The sequence below is a fragment of the Pseudomonas sp. FG47 genome (genome assembly GCF_057809115.1).
In genome coordinates this window covers 1-1,250 of sequence record NZ_JBMDJI010000083.1, presented here as the reverse complement: position 1 = coordinate 1,250, position 1,250 = coordinate 1, and the positions used below count along the sequence as shown (strand labels likewise).

The following is a 1,250-nucleotide window of genomic DNA, read 5'->3' as shown; positions in this document are numbered from 1 at the left end:
TGATCTGGTCAAGTAATTTTGGACACCGGTTAAGGTTCATGCTGCTGCCCTGAGCTTTTCCTCCATAGCTACCGGGGTCTCGTAACCGTTGTAGCTGTGGAGGCGCTTTAGGTTGTAGCGCACCAAGTAAGCCATGATGTCGGCTTTAGCTTCAGCTTCGGATTCATAGCCTTCTGCTGGCACCCATTCTGATTTTAATGCCCCGAAGAATCGCTCCATGGCCGCATTGTCCCAGCATTGGCCACGGTGGCTCATGCTCTGTTTCAAGCTGCACTCTTCAAGTACAGCTCTGAATTTATGGCTGGTGTACTGACAACCTTGATCTGAATGAAACATCACGCCCGTAGGCTTGCCTCTGGACTCAGACGCCATGCGCAACGCGTCACAGGCCAACCTGGCATCGGCAGTCATTGAAAACGCCCAGCCCACAACTCGGCGTGCGTACAAGTCGATTACAGCGGCCAAATACAGCCAACGTCTGCCAACCTGGATGTAAGTTACATCGCCACACCAGACCTCGTTGATCGTCGAAACCTTGAAGTTTCGCTTCAGTTGGTTTTCCGCAATCAGTGCTTCCGTACCTGATGACCGATACCGGTGTGGCCTACGCTGCCGGCATTTCAGGCCAGCTTCACGCATAAGCGCACGCACTTTGTAACGCCCAACCACATGGCCTTCACGCCGCAGTTCCTGCATCAACGTGCGTGAACCTGCGGAGCTTCGTGACGCCATGAAGTGATTGATTACACGCGAGCGTAGAGCATCCCTGCCGGGATTCTCACGGCCTTGGCGTTTACGCCATGCATAGAAACTGCTGCGCTTGACCCCAAGCACACGACAGCAGTCGACAACACCGTATTGCTCTCTCAGCTCGTTGATCAGCGAGAACGATCTTTGGAGTCCCGAAGCAGGAGAGCACTGGCCTTTTTTAGGATTTCGATATCCCGATCCTTTTGACGAACCAATGCTTCCAGCTCTTCGATACGTTGCTGCTCCGGAGTGATGGCTTTGGCTCCAGCCGGAACCTTACCCTCTCTCTCCTGGCGTACCTGCTCAACCCAACGGCGCAGGGCTGTACGGCCAATCCCAAGGATTTCGCATACCTCCGGAACTGACTGGCCACCGTCCAGCACCATTTCGGCCGCTTGGATTTTGTGTTCTTTCGAATAAGACTTGCGCACTGATTTTGCCTCCAATTGGGCGCCATCATAGCGCCCGAAGAAGGTGTCCAAAATCATTAGGCCAGTTCA

Annotated in this window: 2 protein-coding genes; both read right to left on the bottom strand. The window is 53.8% G+C overall.

Going from position 1 to position 1,250, the window contains the following annotated elements; all coding sequences use genetic code 11:
- Nucleotides 1–36: 36 nt before the first annotated feature.
- Nucleotides 37–870 carry an IS3 family transposase gene (locus tag ACODS5_RS24635; RefSeq protein WP_489109883.1) on the bottom strand — a complete coding sequence of 278 codons (834 nt, stop codon included), beginning with the start codon at nt 868–870 and terminating at the stop codon, nt 37–39.
- Between the two features lie 8 nt (nt 871–878).
- The gene (locus ACODS5_RS24630; protein WP_437440770.1) at nt 879–1,232 is read right to left on the bottom strand and encodes a transposase; all 354 of its coding nucleotides are present in this window, start codon (nt 1,230–1,232) and stop codon (nt 879–881) included.
- Nucleotides 1,233–1,250: the final 18 nt, after the last annotated feature.